Source organism: Rhodovulum marinum (genome assembly GCF_004343075.1).
Lineage (GTDB): Bacteria > Pseudomonadota > Alphaproteobacteria > Rhodobacterales > Rhodobacteraceae > Rhodovulum > Rhodovulum marinum.
The window spans coordinates 527,752-542,590 of the sequence record NZ_SLXP01000002.1; the positions used below are offsets into that span (position 1 = coordinate 527,752).

General features: G+C 72.0%; 18 protein-coding genes. All 18 read right to left on the bottom strand.

Annotation, left to right across the window (positions count from 1 at the left end; genetic code table 11):
• Nucleotides 1-23: 23 nt before the first annotated feature.
• The 18 genes from modD to rsxA all read right to left on the bottom strand — a co-directional run bounded on the left by modD (nucleotide 24) and on the right by rsxA (nucleotide 14,620).
• Entirely contained in the window at nucleotides 24-863 is an 840-nt protein-coding gene (gene modD / locus EV662_RS05670; RefSeq protein WP_132461159.1) for a ModD protein, read from the bottom strand.
• Nucleotides 824-1,504 carry an ABC transporter ATP-binding protein gene (locus EV662_RS05675; RefSeq protein WP_132461160.1) on the bottom strand — a complete coding sequence of 227 codons (681 nt, stop codon included), beginning with the start codon at nucleotides 1,502-1,504 and terminating at the stop codon, nucleotides 824-826. The genes modD and EV662_RS05675 overlap by 40 nt, the downstream gene beginning before the upstream one ends.
• Nucleotides 1,485-2,291, bottom strand: coding sequence for an ABC transporter permease (locus tag EV662_RS05680; RefSeq protein WP_132461161.1), 807 nt, complete (start codon nucleotides 2,289-2,291; stop codon nucleotides 1,485-1,487). Before EV662_RS05680 ends, EV662_RS05675 begins: the two co-directional genes overlap by 20 nt.
• A 5-nt stretch (nucleotides 2,292-2,296) precedes the next feature.
• Nucleotides 2,297-3,043 (bottom strand): molybdate ABC transporter substrate-binding protein, encoded by a 747-nt coding sequence (gene modA / locus EV662_RS05685; protein WP_132461162.1) that lies wholly within the window; start codon nucleotides 3,041-3,043, stop codon nucleotides 2,297-2,299.
• A gap of 28 nt (nucleotides 3,044-3,071) precedes the next feature.
• Nucleotides 3,072-3,872: a TOBE domain-containing protein gene (locus tag EV662_RS05690; protein ID WP_132461163.1), complete on the bottom strand. Its 801-nt coding sequence runs from the start codon at nucleotides 3,870-3,872 to the stop codon at nucleotides 3,072-3,074.
• 149 nt (nucleotides 3,873-4,021) lie between these two features.
• Nucleotides 4,022-5,326 carry an RNA polymerase factor sigma-54 gene (rpoN, locus tag EV662_RS05695; protein WP_132461164.1) on the bottom strand — a complete coding sequence of 435 codons (1,305 nt, stop codon included), beginning with the start codon at nucleotides 5,324-5,326 and terminating at the stop codon, nucleotides 4,022-4,024.
• A gap of 58 nt (nucleotides 5,327-5,384) precedes the next feature.
• A complete protein-coding gene (gene nifW, locus EV662_RS05700) occupies nucleotides 5,385-5,717 on the bottom strand; it encodes a nitrogenase-stabilizing/protective protein NifW (RefSeq protein ID WP_132461165.1) in 333 nt (110 codons plus the stop codon).
• The gene (gene nifV / locus EV662_RS05705) at nucleotides 5,714-6,916 is read right to left on the bottom strand and encodes a homocitrate synthase (RefSeq protein WP_132461166.1); all 1,203 of its coding nucleotides are present in this window, start codon (nucleotides 6,914-6,916) and stop codon (nucleotides 5,714-5,716) included. The genes nifW and nifV overlap by 4 nt, the downstream gene beginning before the upstream one ends.
• 11 nt (nucleotides 6,917-6,927) lie before the next feature.
• On the bottom strand, nucleotides 6,928-7,620 hold the full coding sequence (locus EV662_RS05710; RefSeq protein WP_132461167.1) for an iron-sulfur cluster assembly scaffold protein: 693 nt from the start codon (nucleotides 7,618-7,620) through the stop codon (nucleotides 6,928-6,930).
• Between the two features lie 13 nt (nucleotides 7,621-7,633).
• On the bottom strand, nucleotides 7,634-7,954 hold the full coding sequence (locus tag EV662_RS05715) for a HesB/IscA family protein (RefSeq protein WP_132461168.1): 321 nt from the start codon (nucleotides 7,952-7,954) through the stop codon (nucleotides 7,634-7,636).
• A gap of 229 nt (nucleotides 7,955-8,183) precedes the next feature.
• Nucleotides 8,184-9,173, bottom strand: coding sequence for an FAD-dependent oxidoreductase (locus EV662_RS05720; RefSeq protein ID WP_132461169.1), 990 nt, complete (start codon nucleotides 9,171-9,173; stop codon nucleotides 8,184-8,186).
• Between the two features lie 33 nt (nucleotides 9,174-9,206).
• A complete protein-coding gene (locus tag EV662_RS05725; RefSeq protein WP_132461170.1) occupies nucleotides 9,207-9,461 on the bottom strand; it encodes an RnfH family protein in 255 nt (84 codons plus the stop codon).
• 2 nt (nucleotides 9,462-9,463) lie between these two features.
• The gene (locus EV662_RS05730) at nucleotides 9,464-10,189 is read right to left on the bottom strand and encodes an electron transport complex subunit E (protein ID WP_132461171.1); all 726 of its coding nucleotides are present in this window, start codon (nucleotides 10,187-10,189) and stop codon (nucleotides 9,464-9,466) included.
• A complete protein-coding gene (gene rsxG, locus EV662_RS05735; RefSeq protein WP_132461172.1) occupies nucleotides 10,189-10,830 on the bottom strand; it encodes an electron transport complex subunit RsxG in 642 nt (213 codons plus the stop codon). Before rsxG ends, EV662_RS05730 begins: the two co-directional genes overlap by 1 nt.
• Nucleotides 10,827-11,903, bottom strand: coding sequence for an RnfABCDGE type electron transport complex subunit D (locus EV662_RS05740; protein ID WP_132461173.1), 1,077 nt, complete (start codon nucleotides 11,901-11,903; stop codon nucleotides 10,827-10,829). The genes rsxG and EV662_RS05740 overlap by 4 nt, the downstream gene beginning before the upstream one ends.
• Nucleotides 11,900-13,453 carry an electron transport complex subunit RsxC gene (gene rsxC, locus EV662_RS05745; RefSeq protein WP_132461174.1) on the bottom strand — a complete coding sequence of 518 codons (1,554 nt, stop codon included), beginning with the start codon at nucleotides 13,451-13,453 and terminating at the stop codon, nucleotides 11,900-11,902. The genes EV662_RS05740 and rsxC overlap by 4 nt, the downstream gene beginning before the upstream one ends.
• A complete protein-coding gene (rsxB, locus tag EV662_RS05750; protein ID WP_132461175.1) occupies nucleotides 13,450-14,019 on the bottom strand; it encodes an electron transport complex subunit RsxB in 570 nt (189 codons plus the stop codon). The genes rsxC and rsxB overlap by 4 nt, the downstream gene beginning before the upstream one ends.
• A gap of 19 nt (nucleotides 14,020-14,038) precedes the next feature.
• Nucleotides 14,039-14,620: an electron transport complex subunit RsxA gene (gene rsxA / locus EV662_RS05755; RefSeq protein ID WP_132461176.1), complete on the bottom strand. Its 582-nt coding sequence runs from the start codon at nucleotides 14,618-14,620 to the stop codon at nucleotides 14,039-14,041.
• Nucleotides 14,621-14,839: the final 219 nt, after the last annotated feature.

Here is a 14,839-nt window from a genome sequence, read left to right on the forward strand (position 1 = left end):
CGGCCCGTTGGCGCGCGGCCAGGTCAGCCCGGTTCGATCGCCACCGCGACATCGGCGGGCGGGGCGTAATAGGGGGCGGAGGTCACGAGGACCGCGGCGCCGCTGGCCGCGTAAGCGGCGGCGTTGGTTTGCGTGATGCCGCCTGCGGCGGCGAGGCAGCCGGGCCAGGCGGGGGCGAGCGCGGCGGCGGTGGCGGCGACCGCGTCGGGGGGGAATTTTTCCAGCTGGATCACGTCGGCCCCGGCCTCGGCCGCCGCCAGCGCCGCGTCGACATCGCCGACCTCGACCACGATGCGCCGTTCGGGGCAGGTCTGGCGCAGTCGCGCGATCTGGCCCGCAACGCCCGCTGACCCGGCAAAGCGCGCGTGTTCGGGGAAGACCAGCACCGTGTCGGACAGCCCCGTCCGGTGTATCGTGGCGCCGCCCGCGGTCACCGCCTTGAGCGACAGCGCGCGGGTGCCCGGGATCGCCTTGCGGGTGCAGGCGACGATGATATCCGGGCGCGCGGTTTCGGCCGCGGCCACGATGCCCGCCGCCGCGCCCGCCACGCCCGAGGCCCATTCGACCAGCGTTTGCGCCACCTTCCAGGCGGCGAAGATCGCCTCGGCCCGGCCGCGCGCGGCGAGCAGCAGGTCGCCCGGCGCGGCGGGCGTGCCGCTGGCGCACGCGATGTCGGCCTGCGCGCCCGCCAGTTCGAAGATCCGCGCGGCCTCTTCGGTTCCGCAGGCGGTCATTGCGCCCCGCGCACGCATGGTCAGCGCGGCGTTGGCGGCCCCGATGCCGAGGCTGCGGGTGGTCAGGTCGCCAAGGGGGACGTCTTCCTTCAGCAGGCAGCGCAGCGCCTGGTCGTCGAGGAGAAACATGGGGGTGTGGTCCTTTCTTCGTGCAATTCACCCGCGCGGAGCGTCACGGTGCGGTCGGCGAGCGCGGCGGCCTCTTCCGGGTCGTGGGTGACGATCAGCGCGGTCATGCCCGCGGCGCGGCGCAGCGTGTCGAACTCGCGCCAGAGGGTGCGGCGGGTCGTGGGGTCGAGGCTGGAGAACGGTTCGTCCAGGAGCAGCAGGCGGGGACCGCGCACCAGCGCGCGCGCGAGCGCGGCGCGCTGGCGTTCGCCGCCCGACAGGTGCGCGGGGCGGCGGGTGGCGCGGTGGGCGATGGCGCAGGTCTTCAGCGTCTGGGCGACGCGGGCGGTGCGTTCGGCGCGGCTGAGGCCCGTGAAGAGCAGCGGCAGGTGCAGGTTGCCCGCCACGCTGAGATGGGGGAACAGGTGCAGATCCTGGCTCATGTAGCCGATGGGGCGGCGGTGGGGGGCGCGGCCGGTCATGGGTTCGTTGCCGAGAAAGACCCGGCCGCGATGGGGCAAGAGCCCCGCGACGATCCTGAGAAGCGTGCTTTTGCCCGCGCCGGAGGGGCCGAGGACGGCGACCGCCTCGCCCGGGGCAAGGGTCAGGTCGAGCGGGGCCAGGACCGCGTTGCCCACCGATTCAAGCCGCAAGCCGGGCATCGGGGGCCTCCGTCATGGGGTCGGCACGCTCGCCCGCCAGAAGGCGGATCGCGAGCAGCAGCGCGAAGGCCAGCCCCAGCAGCACCAGCGCGCAGGCGATGGCGACATCGGTGCGGCCGCTGGCGATGTTGAGGAAGATCGCCATGGGCAGGGTTTCGGTGTGAAACCGCGTGGCGCCCGCGACCATCAGGGTGGCGCCGAATTCGCCCAGCGCCCGCGCCCAGCCGAGGATCGCGGCGCTGAGGAGTGCACGGCCCGCCATGGGCACCTCGACCAGCAGGAAGGCCCAGAAAGGCGGCAGGCCCAGCGTGCCGGCATTGGCGGCGAAACCGGGGTCGATGGCGCCGAAGGCCGCCCGCGCGCTGCGGGTGACGACCGAGGTCGCGACATAGGCCTGGGCGAGGACGACGCCCGCAGGCGCGAACAGCATCTCGCGGCCCAGCGCGGGGATGGGGCCGTCGCGGCCCAGCAGGAACAGAAGGCCGATGCCCGCGACCAGCGGCGGGGTGACCATGGGCAAATCGAGGATGGTTTCGACCACCGCCTTGCCGGGGAAGCGGCGGCGGGCCAGCAGGTAGGCCGAGGGCACGCCGAGGGCGAGCGCGATCAGAAGGGCGGCGAGCGAGGTGCGCAGCGACAGCGCCAGCGCGAAATGGGTTTCGGGGTCGGCCAGCGCGGCGGTCAGCGTCGCCAGCGGCAGGTGCAGGGCCAAGGCGGCGAGCGCGCCCAGGATCGTCGCGACGATCAGGGCGAGCGGTGCCCAGGCCAGCAGCGAGAGGGCGCGCACGGCGCTTACTCCGCCGCGGGGCCGAAGCCCGCCGCGGCGAACGCCGCCTGCCCGGTTTCCGAGGCGAGGAAGGCGAGGAAGGCGCGGGCCGCCTCGGGCGCGGTGGCGGTGTCCAGCAGGCCCGCGGTGATCCGTTCGGGGGTGTAGCAGCGGGGCGGGACCGGCACGGTGACGATGGCCGCGCCCTGCGGGCGGGCGGCGGAGGTGGTGAGGATCGTAGCGTCGACATCCCCCTGCCCCACGTAAAGCGCCAGTTGTTGCAGGGTGGTGGCGCGGACGACGGTGTTGGCGTGGACGGCGGGGGCATCGGCGCAGGCCGCCAGGATCGCCTCGGCGGTGCGGCCGAGTGCCATGGCCTGCGGATCGCCCAGCGCGACGCGCAGGCCCGGTTGGGCGAGGTCGTCGAGGCCCCGCACCCGGTCGGCGGCGGCGGCGGAAACGCCGATGGCCACGCTGTGCACGGCGAGCGTCTGCACCTCGGCGATGCGGCCTTCCGCGGTCAGCTGGTCGGTGAAGAAGGCGCTGCCCGAGACGAAGACATCGCCCCGCCCGGTGGTGCGGAAGCGGGCCAGGATCTGCCCCGTGCCGCCATATTCGACGAGGACCTTCGTACCGGTTTCGGCCTCGAATTGCTCGGCCAGCGGTTGCAGCGCGGGGCGCAAGCCTGCACCGGCATAGGCGAAGAGCGGCTCGGCGCGGGCGGGGGCGGCCAGCGCGAGGACGGCGAGGGCAAGGGCGATGAGGCGGCGCATGGTCGGGGTCCTTGGGTGTACGGGGGTGTCAGGGAAGGGCGAGGATGACGTGGCTGGCCTTGACCAGCGCGGTGGCGCGGCTGCCGGGGGTCAGGCCCAGCGCCTGGGCCGAGGCTTGGGTGACGACGGCGGTCAGGCTTTTGCCGGCGCCGAGATCGAGCACGATTTCGCTGTTCACGGGGCCGTCTTCGCGCGCGACGACGGTGCCGGGCAGGCTGTTGCAGGCCGAGACGGAGAGCGGGGCGTCGCCGGCGGCGAGGATCACGAAGCTGGCCTTGACCAGCGCGAAGACCTCGCGGCCCGGGGCAAGGCCCATTTCGGCGGCGCTGCGTTCGGTGATGACGGCGGTGAGGCGCTGGCCGTCGCCGAAGGCCAGGCCGATCTCGGCGCTGACGGTGCCCTGCGTGACGGTTTCGACGGTGCAGCGGAAGGTGTTGCGGGTGCTGGTCTGCATGGCGAGGCTCCAGATAAGGTCGGACACGGTCTGGCCCGGCTCGGCGATGTCGGCGTCGAGCGCGGACAGCGCGCGGGCAAGGCCCGCCTCGATCCGGGAAAACCGGTCGAGCACGGCGCGGCCGGCCGGCGTCAGTTGCGCGCCGCCGCCCGCGCGCCCGCCCGGGGCGGCATCGACCAGCGGGCGGGCGAAAAGGTTGTTCATGGCGGTGACCGCGTCCCACGCGCCCTTGTAGGACAGGCCCGCGGCGCGCGCGGCGCCTGCGATGGAACCTTCGGCGGCGATCGCCTCGAGCAGGCGGATGCGGGCGCCGCCGATGCGGGGGCGGCCCTCGCGGGCGAGGGTCAGGCTGGCCTGAAGGGTGGGGTCGGGCATGGTGCTGGCCTGTGCTGGGGCGCTATGAAGCGCGGCTTCATAACGGTCCTAGCAAGGAGCGGGCCAAGCGGCGCCAGCCGTGGGAAATCAGGGGGTTGGCGGGGGCGTTGACGGAAAGCCGACAGGCGGTGTCGGGTTTGTCACAACGCTCAGGCCGGTTCGGGGGCCTTGCGCTTGCGGTCGTAGGAGGACGGGATGCCCAGCATGTCGCGGTATTTCGCGACGGTGCGGCGGGCGAGTTTCGCGCCCTCGGCCTGGGCCCGGCGGACGATGTCGGCATCCGACAGCGGGCGCGTGGGTTCCTCGGCGGCGACGATGCGGGCGACCAGCGCGATCAGCGCGTCCTGCGAGGGGCCGTCGGCGCCGGATCCGGGGGTGAAGGCGCGGCTGAAGAAGGCGCGCAAGGGCAGCGTGCCGCGCGGGGTTTCGATGGTGCGGTGGGCGACGGCGCGGCTGACGGTCGAGGGGTGGATGCCCAGTTCGGCGGCGGCCTCTTCGGTGGACAGCGGGCGCAGCGCCTCGGGGCCCGCGTCGAGGAAGGCGGCCTGGTGGCGGACGAGGAACCCCGCGGTCAGCAGAAGCGTCGCCTGGCGGCGTTCGACCGCACGCACCAGCCAGCGCGCGCGCGAGCGCGCCGCCGACAGCCAGGCCCGCGCGGCGGCGTCGCCCGCGCTGTCGGGGCCGTCGGTCACCCGCAGCCCCGGCAGGACCGAGCGGTTCAGTTCCACCTGCCAGCCATCCGCACCGCGGGTCAGGTGCAGGTCGGGCGGCAGCACCGGCATGTCGGGGGCGGAAAAGGCCATGCCCGGTTTCGGGTCCAGCCCGCGGATGGTGGCGAGTGCGGCGCGCACGTCGTCGGGGGTGCCGTCGCACATCTGGGCCAGCTCGTCGATCCGGCCCTCGGCCAGCAGGGCGAGGTTGTCGAGGATCACCGACAGTTCCCAGGTCAGAAGGCCCTTGTCGGCGGCCTGAAGGCGCAGGCATTCGGAAAGGTTTCGGGCGAAGAGGCCGGCCGGTTCGAAATCCTGCAGGCGGGCGAGGATGCCCTCGGCCACGGGCCGCGGCACGCCGGCGATGCGGGCGATCTGGTCGACCGGGGCGCCCAGCCAGCCGGTGGGTTCCAGCGCCTCGGCAAAGGCCATCGCGACGCGCTGGGTCACGGGGTGGGTAAAGGCGCGCGCGATCTGCCGGCCGACATGTTCGTAAAGGCTGGGCTTGGCCTCGGCCAGCGCCGCGACCGGGTCGAAATCGGGGTTGGGCGTGCCGCGCGCGCCGGTGGGCAGCGGCGGGGCCACCTCGGGCATGCGGATGTCGAGACAGGGGTTTTCCAGCGCCTGTTCGGCCAGATGCGCGGTCAGGTCGAGTTGGCTCATCTGCAGGATCTTGAGCGAGGCCTGCATCTTGGCCGTCATTGCCAGGCCCTGGGTCTGGCGCTGGACGAAATTCATCTCCATGGGCACAGCCTAGCACGATTCCCGCGGAGGGGGCCCGGCAATGTGCCGGGCGCCCGCGTCACTTGCCCGCCAGTTGCAGCCCGGCGATGGGCACGATGTTGCCGCGCGGCTGGGTGTAGATCTTCAACGCCTTCTGCGCACGGGGGGTGGAGTCGACGAAATCGGCATGGGCCTGTTTCAGGGCCTTGCGCGCCTCGAGATAGACGCCGTCATCGTCCAGCGCGGTCAGGTCGACCTTGGAGAGATAATCGCCCATGCGTTTCATCACGTGCAGCCGCGCGCGGTTCAGCACCGCCTGGTCATAGGGCAGCAGCAGGAAGGTGAAGATCTCCTCGGCCGAGGACAGCGCGTGCATCTGATCCAGGACGCTTTGGGTCTGGGGGCGGGTCATGGCAGGGTCCTTTCGGTTGGGTCGGAGAGGACGGGCGCGTGGCAGAGCGCCTCGGCCCGGGCGGTGAGAATGGCAAGGTCGGCAGGGGTGGCCGCGCGTTTCTCGGCATTGGCCCAGTCGCGCAACAGGGGCAGGACGGCGCGCGCGGTGGCCGGGTCGGCGGGCAGGCCCGCGGCGGCGAGCGCGGCGGTAAGCGCGGCAAGGCCCGAATGCTTGCCCAGCACGATTTCGCGGGCGCGGCCGAACCGGGCGGGGGCAAGGTCGGGCGCCTCGTAGGTGGCGGGGTCCTTCATCAGGCCGTCCACGTGGATGCCGGATTCGTGGCTGAACACGTTGGCGCCGACGATGGGGCGCGCGGGGGGCACGGGGCGGTTGGCGGCGGCGGCCACCAGATCGGAGAGCGCACACAGCCGGTCGAGCGCGACGGCGGTCGCCCGGCCCTGCACCGCAAGCGCGGCGGCGACCTGTTCCAGCGCGGCATTGCCCGCGCGTTCGCCCAGCCCCCCCACGGTGACCGACAGGTGCGTGGCGCCCGCGCGCGCGGCGGCCAGCGTGTTGGCGGTGGCCAGCCCAAGGTCGTCATGGGCGTGGAATTCCAGCGGCAAGGGTCCGGCGGCCACCAGCGAAACCAGGCGGTGCGCGGCGAAGGGGTCCATCAGGCCCAGCGTGTCGGCCAGCCGCAGGCGGATCGCGCCCGCGGCGGCGGCGGTCTGCGACAACTGCAACAGGAAATCGGGATCGGCGCGCGAGGCATCCTCGGCCCCGACGGACACGGCGAATCCCGCGTCCGTGGCCAGCCGCACCAGCCGGTCGAGTTCCGCCAGCGCCCAGGCGCGGGTTTGGCCCAGCTTGCCCGCCAGTTGCCGGTCGGAGGCGGGCACCGTCAGGTGCAGGCGGGTCAGGCCGGTGAGCGCGGCAAGTTCCAGGTCGCCCTCGCGCAGGCGGCACCAGGCGACGCCCTGCGCGCGGGTCAGCCCCGCCCCCGCCTCGCGCATGGCGGCGATTTCGGCCATGCCCATGGCGGGCACGCCCAGCTCGATCTCGGCCACGCCCGCGGCATCCAGCGCGGCGGCGATGGCGACCTTTTCGGCCGCCGAAAAGGCCACGCCGGGGGCCTGTTCGCCGTCGCGCAGCGTGGTGTCGCAGATCAGCGGCGCGGGGCCGGGGCGCAGGCTGTCGGGGGCGATGGGCCGGGTCATGCGCGTTTCCCTCAGCGGGCCGGGGCGGGCACGACGAGGACGGCACGGCCCAGCGCCTCGGCCAGGCGTTTCTGCAGCCCGCCAAGGGTCAGGCCCGCCAGCTGGCAGCCCGAGCAATTGCCCTTGAGCGCGACGCGGACGCGGGGGCCGGCGATATCGACCAGTTCCACGTCGCCGCCATCGGCGCGGAAGGTGGGGCGCATCTCTTCCAGCACCTTCTGAACCGCGGCGGTTTCGTCGGCGGGGGTCACGGCGCCCGGTTTCGGCAGGCTGGGTTTCAGCGGCGCGATGGAAAGCGGCTGGCTGGGCCGGGCGGTTTTCGCGGCGCGAAAGGCGGGCGGCTGGGCATAGTCGCGCAGCGCCGCGGCCAGCGCCTCGGCGGCGACATGGGCGGCGGAGCGGTCTTCGTCGGGCAGGCCGCCGAGGACGGTTTCGATATAGTCGGCGGTGATCGCGCGGGCCTCGGCCAGCGGCTTGCCGGTCAGGAGTTCGGTGAGCGCCGATCCGGCGGCCACTTCGGGACCGCCGCCGGTGGTTTCGAACCGCGCCGCGGCGATGGCGCCGCCCTCGATCCGCAGCATCAGGCGCATCGCGTCGCCGGTGCGCAGCGACCCCGCCTCGCCCAGGGCGTTGGCGTCGTCCAGCGCGCCGCGGTTGCGGGGGTTCAGGAAATGGTCGGTCAGGGTCGGGGAATAGTCCAACATCGCGCGCCCTCCCCTAGCAGAACGACTTGCCGCAGCCGCAGCCGGCCGAGGCGTTGGGGTTGTCGAAGACGAAGCCCGACCCTTCGAGCCCGGTGACGAAGTCGATGGTGGTGCCGACGAGATAGCCCTGGCTGTCGGGGTCGATCAGGACGGTGACGCCCTCGGCCTCGACCACGGCATCGGTGTCCTCGCGGGTCAGTTCGAGGGCCATGGCGTATTGCAGACCGGCACAGCCGCCCGACTGCACCATCAGGCGCAGCCCGGCGATCGGCTGGCCTGCGCCCTGGATGGCGGTGGCCATGGCATCACGTGCGGCTTCGGTGATCTGGATCATGGGTGTCTCCTGTCGGTCGCGGGTCCTGCAGGAGAGGAAGCACAAAGCGTGCCAAGTTTTCCGGGCGTTGGAAAATCAGGGGCTTGGGTGGCGGTGTCGGGAATGTCGGGGGGGGCGATTGGCGGGTTTGCGACAGCGGCGCGCGGCCTGTCGGGGGTGCGACATTCCGTCCCGCAAGGCGGGCGGGGCAGCCCCCTGCCCCGCCCGCATGGCGCCGTATCGGATGGGTTCAGGCGCGGGCCGCGTCGCGGGCGGAGGCGAGCGCCGCGGCCACCTGCCGGGTCGCGCCCTTGCGCGCGTCGCCCAGGATCAGGGTTTCGGACCGGTGCAGCGAACGGCCCGCCGCATCGACCGGGCACCAGCCGCTGGCATCCGCCAGCCCGGCCACGCGCGCGATGGCGCCCGCGCCCTGAAGCCCGACGAAATTCACCACGTCGGCGCGAAGCCGCCCGGCCCCGGTTTCCAGCGTGCCGGCGGGGGCGTCGACCGAGAGGACCGCGCCGCCCTCGGGGCCGGTCAGCCAGGTCATGCCGGGTGCGGCCACGGCGCGGAAGCGGTCGGCCAGGCCCGGGGTGGCCCCGGCCTCGAGCACCGTCAGGCGCGCCGCGGGCCGCGTGCGGGTGAGCAGCGCGGCGAGGCGCAGGGCGCGGTCGAGCGCGGCCTGGGGGTGGCTGAGGGGACTGGGCAGGCGCAGGACAACATGGGCCTTCTCGGGCAGGGCCGCGAGTTGGGCGGCGAGCCGCTGGCCCTCGCGCGCGCTGCCCCAGGCGGCGGGCCAGCGGTGGCGGGCGACGGCGTCGAGGCCGGGGATCGGTTCGTCGAGGGGGGCGGTGCCGGGGGCCAGCATCAGGGCGTCGAAGGCCAGCCTGCGCCCGCTGAACAGCTCAAGCCGCGCGGCGCGCCAGTCGAGGCCCACCACGTCGTCGAGCACCACCTGAACGCCCGCGCGGCGGAGCGCGGCGAGGTCGGGCCCGGCGGCGGGCCGGTCGAAGGCGCCCGCGCTGCGGCCCAGGCGGCGAGGGTCGCGTTCGATCAGCAGGACGGGGGCGTCGGGGCGCATGTCGCGCAGGGCAAGGGCCGCCGCAGCCCCCGCCGGGCCGCCGCCGACCACCACGGCCTGCGGCGCGGCCAGCGCGCGGGTGGCAAGGCCCGCGCCGCCCGCGAGCGCGGCCCCGGCGGCGAGGGTTCCCAGGAAACGTCTGCGGTTGGGGTTTTGCATGGGTCTGTCTCCTTGCGCGGGGCGCGTGGGGGCCTAGCGCTTTTCCAGAAGCTCGGCATCGGGGTGGATGGGGCGATAGATCTCGACCCGGTCGCCCTCTTTCACCGGCTTGTCGAGTTTCGCGAGCGCGCCGAAGATGCCGACCTTGTTCTCGTTCAGGTCGATTTCGGGGAACTGGTCCAGAAGGCCCGACGCCTCGATCACGTCGCGCACGGTGGCGCCTTCGGGGACGTCGAGATTCTTCCACACCTGGGTGGTGGCCTTGGCGAAGGTGGCGCTGACGATCATGGTCATTCTCCGGGCTGGCGGTCGCGGGACAGCACGCCCGCGGCGGTGAATACCTTTTCGACTTGCGGGTTGGCGGGCGTGGCGGTGCCCGCGCGGCTGCGGCTGTCGACCAGCGCCTTGAGCGCGAGGAGGAAGCCCAGCACGATGAAGCCGCCGGGGGGCAGGATCATCAGCAGGAAGCCCTGGTAGTCGGGGAACACCGTCAGTTCGAGGAAGCCGAAGCGCGGCCCCAGGAGCAGCGAGGCATTGGCGAACAGCGTGCCCGAGCCGAGGATTTCGCGCACCGCGCCGAGGAGCACCAGCGCCAGCGTGAAGCCGATGCCCATCATCAGCCCGTCGAAGGCCGAGGCCAGCGGCGACTGGCGCGAGGCGAAGGCCTCGGCCCGGCCGAGGATGGCGCAGTTGGTGACGATCAGCGGGATGAACAGGCCCAGCATCTTGTGCAGGTCGTGCAGCCAGGCGTTCATCGCCAGGTCGACGACGGTCACCAGCGTCGCGATCAGCAGGACGAAGGCTGGGATGCGGATTTCGGGCGTGATGACCTTGCGCAAGAGCGACACGGCCAGGCCCGACCCCACCATCACAGCGGTGGAGGCCAGCCCCATGCCCAGCCCGTTGGTCGCGGTGCCGGTGACCGCCAGCAGCGGGCAGAGCGCCAGCAACTGGCCGAAGACCACGTTGTTGTCCCAGATGCCGTTGCGGGCGATCGTGGCGTAATTGGTGGACATCACTGGGCCTCCGTCGGGGGGATCAGGGCGGCGCGGTGGCGGCCGAACAGCGACAGGCCGCGATGCACGGTGCCGACCACGGCGCGCGGCGTGATCGAGGCGCCCGAGAACTGGTCGAACACGCCGCCGTCTTTCTTGACCTTCCAGCCGTCGGGGGTGGGGTCGGTCAGCGAACGGCCGGTGAAATCGGTGACCCAGTCGTCCTTGGCGATCTCGATCTTGTCGCCGAGGCCGGGGGTTTCGGTGTGCGACAGCACCCGCACGCCCAACAGCCGCCCATCGGGGGCGATGCCCATCAGCACGCGGATCGCGCCGGAATAGCCGTAACCCGTCAGCACGAAGGCCACGCCCGTCACCGCGCCGTTTTCCGTGGCGACATAGACGGGCACGGTGCCCTCTTCGGTGTCGGTCACGCTGCGCATGCCGGCGACAAGGTCGTTGTCATGCAGGTCAGCGGGGATCACCTGGGCGAGAGAGGCCAAGAGGTCCTCGGCCGCGCGGTCGGCGATGGGGCCGCGCGTCAGGTCATTCGACGCGGACAGGATCAGCGCGGTGACCAGCGCGAACAGGCCCAGGAGAAGCCCGTGCCAGAGCGGCGAGTTGCGCAGACCGGCGGCGCGGGGGGCGGGCGTATCGGTCATGGCGTTTCCCTCAACTCGATCGGCTTGCCCGCGCGGGTGCGGCCGAAGATGCGCGGGCGGACGTAGTCGTCGATCAGCGGCGTGCAGGCGTTCATCAGCAGCACCGCGAAGGCCACGCCCTCGGGGAAGGCGCCCCAGCTGCGGATGACGAAGATCAGCGACCCGATGCCGATGCCGTAGATCATCTTGCCCAGCCCCGTGACCGGCGAGGTGACGTAATCGGTGGCGATGAAGAAGGCGCAGAACATCAGCGAGCCCGACACAAGGTGGAATTGCGGCGGCGGGAACTGGTCAGGCGCGATCAGCCACGCGGCGCCCGACAGCACCGCGACCGAGCCCAGCACGCTGAGCGGGATGACCACGGTGATGACCCGCAGAAGGATCAGCCCGACACCGCCGAGCAGGAGGAGGAAGGCGCTGATCTCGCCCAGGCTGCCGGGAACGAAGCCGAAGAACTGGTCATGCAGGCTGCCCATGTCGGCGAGGATCGCCTGCATCGGCTGGCCGGCGTCCAGCTGGCTTTTGACATGGCTGAGGGTGGAGGCGCTGCTGACCGCGTCGATGCCGGTTTCGCCGCCGAAGGTGATGGCCAGCGCCTGGCGGAAATCGGTGCCGACGGGGCCGCCGATGATGGGCGTGACCCAGGTGGTCATCTGCACGGGCAGCGCCACCAAGAGCATGGCGCGGGCCACCATGGCGGGGTTGAACAGGTTCTGGCCCAGCCCGCCGAAGACATGCTTGCCGATCACGATGGCGATGCCCGCGCCGGTGACGCCCACCCACCAGGGCGCCCAGGGCGGCAGGGTCAGCGCCACGATCCAGCCGGTCAGCACCGCCGAACCGTCGGTGGCGAACCGCAGGATCGGCTTGCCCGCCAGCGCGAGGCACAGCACCTCGAACACAAGCGCGGCGGCGATGGTGACGAGGAACAGGAACACCGCGGGCCAGCCGAAATGCAGCAGGCCGAAGCCCGTGGCGGGCGACAGGCACATCATCACCGCCATCATCGTGCGCGAGACGTTGAAGCGCGAATGGGTGTGCGGGCCGCTGACGAGGGTCGGTATCGCGGTCATTTCGCGGCCTCCTTGCGCGATGTCGCCTCGACCGCCTCGGCCACCACCTGCGCGGCCTCGGCCTCGCGCTTTTTCTTGGCGGCCATCTCGGCCTTGCGCTTGGCCATCGCGGCGCGCTTGGCCTCGGCGATGGCCTCCAGCCGGGCGGTGCGGGCCTCGGCCAGGCGCTTGGCCTGGTCCTGCTGGTGCTTGCGGCTGTCGCGTTCGGCGAGCTTGCCCTTGGCATACTGGATGGTCTGCACCAGCGGGCGGTTCGACGGGCAGGTGAAGGAACAGCAGCCGCAATTGATGCAGTCCAGAAGGCCCACCTTGGCCGCGCCGTCCAGGTCGCCCGCCTCGACCCGGGTGTTCAACTCGAAGGGCGTGAGGCCCATCGGGCAGACCTGCACGCACAGCCCGCAGCGGATGCAGGGCATGACGTCCTTTTCGCGGGTTTCCTCGGCCGTCAGGGCGAGGATGCCGCCCGAGCCCTTGACGATGGGCACGCGGGGGTTGCGGATCGGCTGGCCCATCATCGGCCCGCCCATCAGCAGGCGGTCGGGTTCCTCGACCAGCCCGCCGCAATGGGCGATCAGGTCGGCGACCGGCGTGCCGATCAGCGCGCGCACGTTGGCGGGCCGGGCGACGCCGCGCCCCGAGACCGTGACCACGCGGGAAATCGAGGGTTCGCCGTAGCGCACCGCCAGGTGCACCGCGTGCGCGGTGGCGGCGTTATGCACCACGATGCCCAGTTCCGCGGTCAGGGCGCGGGCGGGGGTTTCGCGGCCCGTCAGCGTCTTGACCAGGTGCTTTTCCGAACCCATCGGGTATTGCGTGGGCACGGTCTTGATCCGCATCTTGTAGCCCAGCGCGATCTTGTGGCGCTGCATGGCCTGGATCGCCTGGGGCTTGTTCGCCTCGATGGCGACGATGATGTCCTTGACGCCCAGCGCACGCGCCATGATCCCGGCGCCGTCGGCGATTTCCTCGGCGCGCTCGCGCATCAGCCGGTCGTCGCAGGTGAGGTAGGGTTCGCATTCGGCGGCGTTGATGACCAGCGTGTGCAGGTCGTATTTCGCGCGCAGGTTCAGCTTGACCGAGGCGGGGAAGGTGGCGCCCCCCATGCCGACGATGCCGGCCTCGGCGACCTGGGCGGCGATCTGTTCGGGCGCGGCGCTTTCGGGGTGCAGGCGCGGCAGGCGGGGGCCCCATTCGTCGCGGCCATCGGGGCGGATGGTGATCGTGGGCACCGGCAGGCCCGAGGGGTGCGGCGCGGTGAAATGGCCCACCGCGATCACCTGGCCCGAGGTCGGCGCGTGGATATTGGCCGACACGGGGCCGCGCGCCTTGCCGATCAGCTGGCCTTTCAGAACGGTGTCGCCGCGTTCGACGATGGCCTCGGCCTCGACGCCGATATGCTGTTGCAGGGGCACCCGGATCAGGGCGGGGATCGGCATGTCCTCGATCTCGCACTCGGCGGACAGGAACTTGCGCGTCTCGGGGTGCACGCCGCCCTTGAAGGCGAACAGGCGGGCCGGGTCGAAGCGGCCGGCGAAGGGAAGGATGCTCATGCGGATAGCCTCGTGTCGGCATGGCCCGTTTCGGGGTCGGGCTTGTCCCAGTACCAGTTGCGCAGGGTGCGGGGTTTGGGGCGATGGATGATCGCCTCGGTCGGGCAGACCTCGATGCAGGCATCGCAGCCGATGCAGGCATCGGTGATGACGGTGTGGATCTGCCGGTTGGCGCCGACGATGGCGTCGGTCGGGCAGCGCTTGAAACACTTGGTGCAGCCGGTGCAGTGATCCTCGAAGATGAAGGCGACCATCTGCGGGGCCTCTTCCATCCCGTCGAGGTCGGCGCCCTCGGCCGGATCGACGCCCAGGATGTCGGCGATCTGGAGCGCCACATCGCGCCCGCCGGGGGGGCAGAGCGTGACCGGCGCCTCGCCCGCGGCCAGCGCCTCGGCGCCCGCGCGGCAGCCCGGATAGCCGCATTGCCCGCAATTCGTGCCCGGCAGCAGCGCGTCGATCTCGTCCACGACGGGGGGCACCTCGACATGGAAGCGGCGCGCGGCGAGGCCCAGCGCAAGGCCCAGGCCCAGGCCCATGGCGGTCATCGATGCGACGGCGGAAAGCATGGGGTCGCTGTCCTTTCGCTCAGTTCGGGACGAGGCCGGCAAAGCCCATGAACGCCATGGACAACAGGCCGGCCGAGATGAAGGCGATGGGCGCGCCCGCGAAGGCGGCCGGAACGGAAAGCTGCGCCAGCTTTTCCCGCATGCCCGCGAAGATCGCGAGGACAAGGGTAAAGCCCAGCGCCGAGCCGAAGCCGTAAAGCAGGCTTTGCGCGAAATCGTGCTGTTCCTGGATGTTCAGCAGCGCGACACCCAGCACCGCGCAATTGGTGGTGATCAGCGGCAGGTAGATGCCCAGCGCGCGGTAGAGGCCCGGCGAGACCTTGCGCAGCACGGTTTCGGTGAACTGCACGATGGCCGCGATCACCAGGATGAAGGACAGGATGCGCAGGAATTCGAGGCCGAGGGGCACCAGAACGGCGGTTTCGATCACCCAGCTGGCCGCGGCGGCCAGCGTGAGGACAAAGGTCGTGGCCAGCCCCATGCCGATCGCCGCATCGGTGTTGCGCGACACGCCCATGAAGGGGCACAGCCCGAGGAACTTGACCAGCACCACGTTGTTCACCAGCGCCGTGCCGAGCAGGATCATGAAGAATTCCGGCATGTCTGGGCTCCTTGGTCGGGCGTCCGCCCGGGGCCGTCGGGGCCGCCTGCGGGCGCTGTCCTGACGGAAGCAGGAACCGTGCCAAGCCCGGCAACCCCGCGAAAGGCCGGGTTCGCCGCGCCGCGGGGGCGCCGCGTTGTCGTTAAGCCGACATTTGTCGCACGGCCCCGACACAGGGCGCGACAGCACCCCCGCGCCGGGCGTGGCAAACAGGACTTG